The 7,636-nt window shown below is 61.6% G+C and carries 6 protein-coding genes; all 6 read left to right on the top strand.

Annotation, left to right across the window (positions count from 1 at the left end):
* Positions 1-217 precede the first annotated feature (217 nt).
* Genes ABWQ00_RS09990 through ABWQ00_RS09965 form a run of 6 tightly spaced genes read left to right on the top strand, consistent with a single transcriptional unit; the run spans position 218 to position 7,588 of the window.
* Complete coding sequence (locus ABWQ00_RS09990; RefSeq protein ID WP_353238522.1) at positions 218-2,563, top strand: bifunctional salicylyl-CoA 5-hydroxylase/oxidoreductase; 2,346 nt, start codon at positions 218-220, stop codon at positions 2,561-2,563.
* Position 2,564: 1 nt separating this feature from the next.
* The gene (locus ABWQ00_RS09985; protein ID WP_353238521.1) at positions 2,565-3,365 is read left to right on the top strand and encodes an SDR family NAD(P)-dependent oxidoreductase; all 801 of its coding nucleotides are present in this window, start codon (positions 2,565-2,567) and stop codon (positions 3,363-3,365) included.
* Positions 3,362-3,850, top strand: coding sequence for a MarR family winged helix-turn-helix transcriptional regulator (locus ABWQ00_RS09980; RefSeq protein ID WP_353238520.1), 489 nt, complete (start codon positions 3,362-3,364; stop codon positions 3,848-3,850). The genes ABWQ00_RS09985 and ABWQ00_RS09980 overlap by 4 nt, the downstream gene beginning before the upstream one ends.
* On the top strand, positions 3,847-4,707 hold the full coding sequence (locus ABWQ00_RS09975) for an enoyl-CoA hydratase family protein (protein WP_353238519.1): 861 nt from the start codon (positions 3,847-3,849) through the stop codon (positions 4,705-4,707). The genes ABWQ00_RS09980 and ABWQ00_RS09975 overlap by 4 nt, the downstream gene beginning before the upstream one ends.
* A gap of 3 nt (positions 4,708-4,710) precedes the next feature.
* Entirely contained in the window at positions 4,711-5,907 is a 1,197-nt protein-coding gene (locus ABWQ00_RS09970) for an acyl-CoA dehydrogenase family protein (protein WP_353238518.1), read from the top strand.
* A gap of 1 nt (position 5,908) precedes the next feature.
* Complete coding sequence (locus ABWQ00_RS09965) at positions 5,909-7,588, top strand: AMP-binding protein (RefSeq protein ID WP_502908117.1); 1,680 nt, start codon at positions 5,909-5,911, stop codon at positions 7,586-7,588.
* Positions 7,589-7,636: the final 48 nt, after the last annotated feature.

Below are 7,636 nucleotides of genomic sequence, written 5' to 3'. Positions count from 1 at the left end.
GACATCGTCAGGCTTCTAACAGCCCAAAACGCCTCACCATTCGGTGGGGCGTTTTGTTTTGTGCGTAGCATTTCTCCATCCGTACCATCTTTCCTCTTTTTGATTCTCTACGGGTTATCCCTCCGTTGACCGTCATCGCAATTGCTTAAATACTTGAGACCTAAAATATATAGGCCTTAATTAATGGCTTGTGTGGTCTGTAGCAAAGAGAACAAATATGAAAATCGTGTGCATTGGCGGTGGTCCCTCGGGTTTGTACTTCGCGTTGCTGATGAAAAAACTCGGCAGTCACCACGACATCACCGTGGTGGAGCGCAACAAGCCCTACGACACCTTTGGTTGGGGCGTGGTTTTCTCAGACCAAACACTGGACAACATGCGCCAATGGGACAGTGAGACCGCCGCCGAGGTGGAGCAGGCTTTCAACCATTGGGACGATATTGAGTTGCACTTCAAAGAACGTGTGATCCGTTCAGGCGGTCATGGTTTTGTCGGCATCGGGCGAAAGAAGTTGCTCAATATCTTGCAGGATCGTTGTGAACAGGTCGGTGTCAAACTCCTGTTTGAACAAGACGTGAATTCGGATCTGGACTTTCCGGATGCAGACTTGGTCATTGCCAGTGATGGTGTCAATTCACGCGTTCGAAGTCGGACCCCAGAAATCTTCAAACCAGACATCGTCACCCGGCCTAACCGATTCATCTGGCTTGGCACCAAACGCCAGTACGACGCCTTCACCTTTTTGTTCGAAAAGACCGAGCACGGCTGGTTTCAAGCCCACGTCTACAAGTTCGACAAACAAACCTCGACCTTCATTGTCGAGTGTCCCGAGCATGTCTGGCTGGCGCACGGCTTGGACAAAGCCGACCAAGACGCGTCAATTGCCTTCTGCGAAAAACTCTTTGCCAAGAACCTGCAGGGCGAAAAATTGATGACCAACGCACGTCACTTGCGTGGCTCGGCCTGGCTCAACTTTCAACGCGTCAAGTGCGACAACTGGTCGCACTTCAACGGCAACAGCCATGTGGTGCTGATGGGTGACGCGGTACACACCGCGCACTTTGCGATCGGCTCGGGCACCAAGCTCGCGCTCGAAGACGCGATCGAACTGGTGCGCCAGTTCAAGGCGCTGGGCGATACCGCAGACAGGATTCCCGAGGTGCTGAAGCAATACCAAGCGGTGCGAGAGATCGACGTCATCCGGCTGCAAAACGCCGCCTGGAACGCCATGGAATGGTTCGAGGTGTGTGGCGAGCGTTACTGTGACCAGCTCGAACCCGAGCAGTTCATGTACTCCATGCTCACACGCAGCCAGCGCATCAGCCACGAGAATTTGCGTCTGCGTGACAAGACTTGGCTGGAGGGCTACGAAGCCTGGTTTGCGGGTCGCACAGCGACACCCAAAGATCAAAAGTTCTTGCGTCCTCCCATGTTCACGCCTTACACCCTGCGCTCGGTCAAGCTCAAAAACCGTGTGGTGGTTTCACCCATGGCGCAGTACATGGCGGTGGATGGCCGAGTGGCCGACGACCACCTGGTGCACCTGGGCGCACGCGCCATGGGTGGCGCCGGGCTGGTGATGGTCGAGATGACCGCGCCCAGCGCCGATGGCCGCATCACGCACGGATGCCCGGGTCTGTGGAATGACCAGCAGACCCAAGACTTTGCCAAGATCGTGGACTGGGTGCATGCGAAATCAGACGCGAAGATTGGCCTGCAAATCGGCCACGCCGGACCCAAAGGCTCCACTTGCCGTCCCTGGCAAGGCCCGGGCATGGACCAGCCTGTGCCCGCAGACGATGCCGAAGGCAACTGGCCGTTGATCGCCGCATCGCCCAATCCCTACCTGCCCCACGGCGAAGTGCCCCGCGCCATGAGCCGCGCCGACATGGACCGCGTGACCGCGGAATTCGTGGCCAGCACCCAACGCGCTGCGCAAGCGGGGTTTGATTGGCTGGAGCTGCACTGCGCCCATGGCTATTTACTGTCGAGCTTCATCAGCCCGCTGACAAACAAGCGTTCAGACGAATACGGCGGCTCGATGGAAAACCGCCTGCGTTACCCGCTCGAAGTATTCGACGCAGTGCGTGCCGCCTGGCCCAAGGACTTGCCCATGTCGGTGCGCATCTCGGCGCACGACTGGGTGGAGGGCGGCATCACACCGACCGATGCGGTCGAGATCGCACGTGCCTTCAAAGCTGCAGGTGCAGACATGATCGACTGCTCGTCGGGTCAGGTCAGTGCCCAGCAAAAGCCCACCTACGGCCGCATGTACCAAACCCCCTTTGCCGACCGTATCCGACAAGAAGCAGGCATCGCCACGATTGCGGTGGGCGCCATCAGTGAGGCGGACCACGTCAACAGCATCTTGGCCGCAGGACGCGCTGACCTGTGTGCTGTGGCCCGCCCGCACTTGGCCAACCCAGCCTGGACACTGACCGAAGCCGCGCGCATCGGCTTCAAAGACATTGCTTGGCCCCGTGCCTACGAGTCGGGCAAACCGCAGCTCGAAGCCGGCTTTGCTCGTGAGCGCGCTCTGCAGACCGCAAGCAAAGGGGACTGAGATGGCGCAAGAACTGCAAGGCCGCCACGCCCTCATCACCGGTGCAGGTGCAGGCATCGGTGCAGCCATTGCGCTGAAGCTGGCCCAAGCGGGTTGTCGACTCACGCTTTGCGGGCGCTCGCATGACAAACTGCAGACGCAAGCCGAAACCCTGCGAGCGCAAGTGCCCGATGTGGCGGTGTTGGTCGCACCCCTGGATGTGGGTGATGAACACGCGGTGCAAGCGGCAGTCCAGCAAGCTCAGGCCCTATTCGGCCCCATCAACATCCTCGTCAACAACGCAGGCCAGGCCCACAGCCAGCCCTTTGCCAAGACCGATGCTGCGCTCTGGCAGCAGATGCTGAACGTCAACCTCACAGGCACCTACCACTGCATTCAGGCGGTGCTGCCCGGCATGATCGAAGCCGCGCAGGCCGGCACGCCGGGGCGCATCGTCAACATCGCCAGCACCGCAGGCCTCAAGGGCTATGCCTATGTGAGCGCCTATGTGGCGGCCAAGCACGGCGTGGTGGGCCTGACCAAAGCACTGGCCCTTGAGTTGGCCCGCAAGGGCGTCACCGTGAACGCGATTTGCCCCGGTTACACCGAGACCGACATCGTGCGCGAAGCGGTGCAGAACATCATGAGCAAAACGGGCAAGAGCGAGGCCGAAGCGCGCCAAGCCTTGGCCGCCAGCAACCCGCAGCAGCGCATGGTGCAGCCGCACGAAGTGGCGCAAAGCGTGCTGTGGCTATGCGCAGAGGGCAGCGACGCGATCAACGGCCAAGCCATGGCCATCGACGGCGGGGAGCTGGCCGGATGAACAGCATGACCGACATGGAGGTGCGCGCGCACGCCGAGCACCACGCCTCACTGCGCTTGTGGTTGCGCCTGCTGTCGTGCACGACGCGCATCGAAGACACCATTCGCCAGCGCTTGCGCGAGCAGTTTGGCATCACACTGCCGCGCTTTGACCTGATGGCCCAGCTCGAACGCGAGCCGCAAGGCCTGTCGATGAGCGAGTTGTCGCGCCGCATGATGGTCACAGGTGGCAACGTCACCAGCATCGTGGACCAGCTGGAAAAAGAACAATTGGTGCTGCGCCAGACGCAAGTCGGCGACCGCCGCTCATTCACCGTCAGCCTGACCGAGGCTGGACGCAATGCTTTTGCCGCCATGGCCCTGGCCCACGAAGGCTGGGTGGTGGAGTTGCTCTCGCCGCTGTCCGAGCGAGAACAAACACAGCTGCACCAATTGCTGGGCAGCTTGAAGTCCGGCACCCCCACACACTCGAAGGAGAACACATGAGCCAACGTTACCTGCCCGGGCAGCCCCATCAGCTGCCCCGCCACAACCAGCCCATGGCGGGCTACCAGCCCGAGCATTTTTTGCTGTCCGTCCAAAACGGTGTGGCCACGGTGAGCCTGAACCGTCCCGAGCGCAAGAACCCTTTGTCTTTTGACTCGTATGCCGAGCTGCGCGACTTTTTCCGTGCCTTGCCCTACGCGCCCGACGTGTACGCGGTGGTCATCACGGGTGCAGGCGGCAATTTTTGTTCGGGTGGCGACGTGCACGAAATCATCGGCCCGCTCACCCAGCTGGACATGCCGGGTCTCTTGGCCTTCACCCGCATGACGGGTGACTTGGTCAAGGCCATGCGCGCTTGCCCCCAGCCCGTCGTCGCCGCGATTGATGGTGTTTGCGCCGGGGCTGGGGCCATTTTGGCCATGGCCTCCGATTTGCGCTACGGCACCGAGCGGAGCAAAACATATTTCTTGTTCAACAAAGTCGGTCTGGCCGGATGCGACATGGGCGCGTGCGCGCTCTTGCCGCGCATCATTGGCCAAGGCCGCGCCAGCGAGCTGCTCTTCACCGGGCGTGGCTTGGGAGCCATAGAGGCTGAACGCTGGGGTTTTTACAACCGAGTCTGCGGCGCAGACGAGGTACTGAGCGAGGCGCAAGCCATGGCGGCGCAACTGGCGGCAGGCCCCACTTTTGCCAACGGCATGACCAAGAAAATGCTGCAACAGGAATGGAACATGGGCGTGGACGAAGCCATCGAGGCCGAAGCCCAGGCGCAGGCCATCTGCATGGCCACCAACGACTTCCACAGGGCGTACCACGCCTTTGTGGCCAAGCAAACGCCCGTGTTTGAAGGGGATTGAGCCATGTCAGACCGATCTGCGACGCATCCGCCAGAACTCGACTGGCCTTTCTTTGACAACAGCCACCGCGACTTCAAAGTGCGGCTGGACGCCTGGTGCAATGCGTCCCTGGCCCACCCACATGCAACTTCGCATCACGATGAAAGCCGCGACGCGGTGGACGCCGAATGCATCCGCTTGGTGCGCTTGCTGGGCAGCGGCGGCTGGCTGCAACACGCGGTGTCCGGCACGGCCTACGGCGCCGCATCGGACGTGATCGACACACGCCAGCTGTGCCTGCTGCGCGAAACGCTGGCCTTTCACAATGGTTTGTCTGACTTCGCATTTGCCATGCAGGGCTTGGGTACAGGCGCCATCAGCCTCATGGGCACAGCCGATCAAAAGCAGCGCTACCTGCCGCGTGTGGCTGCGGGTCAGGCCCTGTCGGCCTTTGCGCTCAGCGAACCCGAGGCGGGCTCTGACGTGGCCGCCATGCAGTGCAGCGCCACCACCACGGCAGACGGTTATGTGCTCAACGGCCGCAAGACCTGGATCAGCAACGGCGGCATTGCCGACTTTTATGTGGTGTTCGCCCGCACAGGTGAAGCACCCGGCGCACGCGGCATCACCGCTTTCATTGTGGATGCCGACACGCCGGGGCTGTCCATCGAAGAGCGCATCGACGTGGTCGCGCCGCACCCGCTGGCCACGCTCAAGTTTGACCACTGCAAGGTGCCTGCCCACCAGCGCATTGGTGAAGCAGGTCAGGGGTTCAAGGTGGCCATGGCCACACTCGATGTGTTCCGCACCTCGGTGGCTGCGGCCGCTTTGGGTTTTGGGCGGCGTGCGCTGCACGAGTCCATCGCCTGGGCGCGTTCGCGCAAGATGTTTGGCCAGAATCTGGGCGACTTTCAGATCACCCAGACCAAGATCGCGCAAATGGCCACGATGCTGGACGCGGCCACACTCTTGACCTACCGAGCCGCATGGCTGCGCGACCAAGGCGGACGCATCACACGCGAGGCGGCCATGGCCAAGATGACCGCCACCGAGAACGCCCAGCAGATCATCGACATGGCGGTGCAAATGCACGGCGGTATGGGCGTCAAAAAAGGTGTGATGGTGGAGTCGCTGTACCGGGAGATCCGGGCGCTGCGCATTTACGAAGGGGCCACCGAAGTGCAGCAGCTGATCATCGGCAAAGACTTGCTGAAAGGTTGATATGAGCGACTGGAACCAACTGCTGCCCAGCAGCCACACCGACAGCTTCGCGCGCGACCGACTACCGCCCCAAGGTCAGTTGCCCGTGTTCATCGCCGACCGGCCCGAGCTGGACTACCCGGACCAGGTCAACTGCGCAGTGGAATTGGTGGACCGCCATGTGCAGGCAGGCCGAGGCGATCGCATCGCGCTGCATGGCGTGAGCGACTTCAACACAGGTGGTGGTGACTTCAGTTGGACCTATGCGCAGTTGCAAGACAAGAGCCACCGCATCGCGCAAGTGCTCACCCTCGACATGGGCCTGGTGCCTGGCAACCGCATTTTGCTGCGCGGCGGCAACAGCCCCATGATGGCCGCTTGCTTGCTGGGCGCGCTCAAGGCGGGCCTGGTGGCGGTGCCCACCATGCCGCTGCTGCGTGCGGGCGAGCTGGCACAGATCATCGAAAAAGCCCAAGTCAGTGCCGCCCTGTGCGACAGCCTGCTGGCCGATGAACTGCAGCACTGCATGACACCCGGTCACGCCAGCCACATGGCCAGCTTGCAGCAGCTGGTGCAGTTCCGCAGCAATGCCCCCGATGGCCTGGAGCAGCGCATGGCACAGCAAAGTGGCACGTACACGCCCCACCCCACCAGCCGCGACGACGTGTGCCTGATTGCGTTCACCAGCGGCACCACCGGCAAGCCTAAGGGCACCATGCATTTTCACCGCGATGTGCTGGCCATGTGCGATTTGTTCCCGCGCCACATCCTGCGCATGGATGAAAACGATGTGGTCTGCGGCACGCCGCCCATCGCCTTCACTTTCGGGCTGGGGGGTCTGCTGGCGTTCCCGCTGCGTTATGGGGCGAGCACGGTGCTGCTTGAAAAGCACACGCCCGAGACCTTGATGCAGACCATTGCCAAGTACCGCGCCACGCAGTGCTACACCGCGCCCACCATGTACCGCCAAATGGCGACGCTGGCCAAAGGCGTTGACCTGTCGAGCCTCAAGCACCCTGTCTCGGCAGGCGAGGCCTTGCCCGACGCCACCCGCCAGCTGTGGAAGCAGGCCACCGGCATCGAGATGACCGATGGCATTGGTGGCACCGAAGTGATCCACATCTACATCTCCAGTGCGGGCGCGAAAGTGCGCCCCGGCAGCATCGGCCAAGTGGTGCCCGGCTATGTGGCGCAGATCGTGGGCGACGACATGCAGCCCGTGCCCGCTGGCACCGTCGGGCGCCTGGCCGTGCGCGGCCCCACAGGCTGCAAATACCTGGCCGACCCGCGCCAACAAGACTATGTGAAAGATGGCTGGAATCTGCCCGGCGACACCTTTGTCATGGACTTGGACGGGTACTTCAGCTACCAGGCCCGCAACGACGACATGATCATCTCGGCGGGCTACAACATCGCAGGCCCCGAGGTGGAAGGCGCGTTGTTGCAACACCCGGCCGTGGCCGAATGTGGTGTGGTCGGCATGCCCGACGAAGACCGTGGGCACATCGTGCAGGCTTATGTCGTGCTCAAGCCCGGCCACACGGGCGATGCGGCCATGGAAAAAGCCCTGCAAGAGCACGTCAAGCAAACCATCGCCCCGTTCAAGTACCCGCGCAAGGTGGTCTTTTTGGATGCCTTGCCCCGCACCGAGACCGGCAAACTGCAGCGCTTCAAGCTGCGTCAAATTTCAGTCAACAAATAACTTTGCGGGACAGATCTTTAGCTCTGTCCCCAACTGGTAAAGGATCAG

This window comes from Limnohabitans sp. (genome assembly GCF_040400975.1).
GTDB lineage: Bacteria > Pseudomonadota > Gammaproteobacteria > Burkholderiales > Burkholderiaceae_C > Limnohabitans_A.
This window is presented reverse-complemented; position numbering and strand designations above follow the sequence as displayed.

Excerpts from the sequence above, each read along its gene's own strand:
- ABWQ00_RS09990 (WP_353238522.1), top strand. The coding sequence starts at position 218 with ATGAAAATCGTGTGCATTGGCGGTGGTCCCTCGGGTTTGTACTTCGCG.
- ABWQ00_RS09985 (WP_353238521.1), top strand. The coding sequence starts at position 2,565 with ATGGCGCAAGAACTGCAAGGCCGCCACGCCCTCATCACCGGTGCAGGT.
- ABWQ00_RS09980 (WP_353238520.1), top strand. The coding sequence starts at position 3,362 with ATGAACAGCATGACCGACATGGAGGTGCGCGCGCACGCCGAGCACCAC.
- ABWQ00_RS09975 (WP_353238519.1), top strand. The coding sequence starts at position 3,847 with ATGAGCCAACGTTACCTGCCCGGGCAGCCCCATCAGCTGCCCCGCCAC.
- ABWQ00_RS09970 (WP_353238518.1), top strand. The coding sequence starts at position 4,711 with ATGTCAGACCGATCTGCGACGCATCCGCCAGAACTCGACTGGCCTTTC.
- ABWQ00_RS09965 (WP_502908117.1), top strand. The coding sequence starts at position 5,909 with ATGAGCGACTGGAACCAACTGCTGCCCAGCAGCCACACCGACAGCTTC.